Source organism: Actinomycetospora sp., from assembly GCF_055612215.1.
The window spans coordinates 1-1,105 of record NZ_JBVPVA010001115.1; the positions used below are offsets into that span (position 1 = coordinate 1).

Sequence of the window (1,105 nt, forward strand, 5' to 3'; positions counted from 1 at the left end):
CACCGGCGCCGAGGGCCGCTTCTCCTACGGGCTCGACCTGCGCGCGGCCACCGCGTCGCTGGGCAGCGTGCTCACCGACCCGACCGCCGGCGCCCGCGAGCAGTTCCTGCACCACCTGCGCGATCTCCAGCGCTCGATCACGGCGGTGGCGCAGTGCCGGACGCCGGTGGTGGCGGCCGTCGAGGGCTGGTGCGTCGGCGGCGGGGTCGACCTCATCACCGCCTGCGACGTCCGGCTCGCGAGCGCCGACGCGCTGTTCTCCGTGCGCGAGGTGCGGATGGCGATGGTCGCCGACCTCGGGTCGCTGCAGCGCCTCGTCGGGATCATCGGCGACGGGCACCTCCGCGAGCTCGCCCTGACCGGCGCGGACGTCGACGCCGCGCACGCCGAGCGGATCGGGCTGGTCAACCGCGTGCTCGACGACGGGGCGGCGCTGCGGACGGCGGCCTTCGAGCTCGCGGGCGCGATGGCGGCGAACTCGCCGCTGGTCACCCGCGGCATCAAGGACGTCCTCGACGCCGAGCGGGGTCCCCGCGTGGAGGCCGGGCTGCGCTACGTCGGGGCGTGGAACGCGGCCTTCCTCCCCAGCGCCGACCTGGCCGAGGCGTTCACCGCGTTCGGCGAGCGCCGGGAGCCGCGCTTCACCGGCCGCTGAGGCCCCACCCCTGACGGTACGAGCGGCCGGTCGGTCACCCTCGATGGTGACGAACCGGCCGTTCGTGCTGTCGGGGGAGGGCCCGGCCCCTCACCCGGGGAGGTCGGCCGGGCGCCGCGGGCGGTCCCCGAGGAGGCGCTCGAGGTCGGCCTCGACGACCGCGTCACTGCGCCGCTCCAGCCACCGCCGGCCCGGCCGCGTCGCGGCGACCAGCCACGACTCGATGACGTTCCGGGCCAGCTCCGGGAGCACCGTCCACGGCACGAGCACGGGCTGGCCCAGGTCGCGGCAGCCCGCCGCGCCGAGGAAGAGCCGCAGGTGCGAGAGCAGCCGGCGCCGGGCCCACCAGCCGCGGATCGGGTGCCCACGCCCGGCGTGGCTGCGCCGGGTGCCCTCCACCAGCGCCGTCGTGAGGGCGGCACCCGCGGGGGTCGGGCCGCCCTGGGCGAG

At 77.6% G+C, this 1,105-nt stretch carries 1 protein-coding gene and 1 pseudogene; one reads left to right on the forward strand and one right to left on the reverse strand.

Annotated elements, in window-relative coordinates:
* Positions 1 to 655, forward strand: a 655-nt coding sequence (locus tag AC0CYZ_RS29990; RefSeq protein WP_472221764.1) for an enoyl-CoA hydratase-related protein, incomplete at its 5' end; no start/stop codon positions are given.
* Between the two features lie 90 nt (positions 656 to 745).
* On the opposite strand, the pseudogene AC0CYZ_RS29995 reads toward AC0CYZ_RS29990, so the two are convergent.
* Positions 746 to 1,105: pseudogene (locus AC0CYZ_RS29995) on the reverse strand (oxygenase MpaB family protein); the annotation flags it as partial.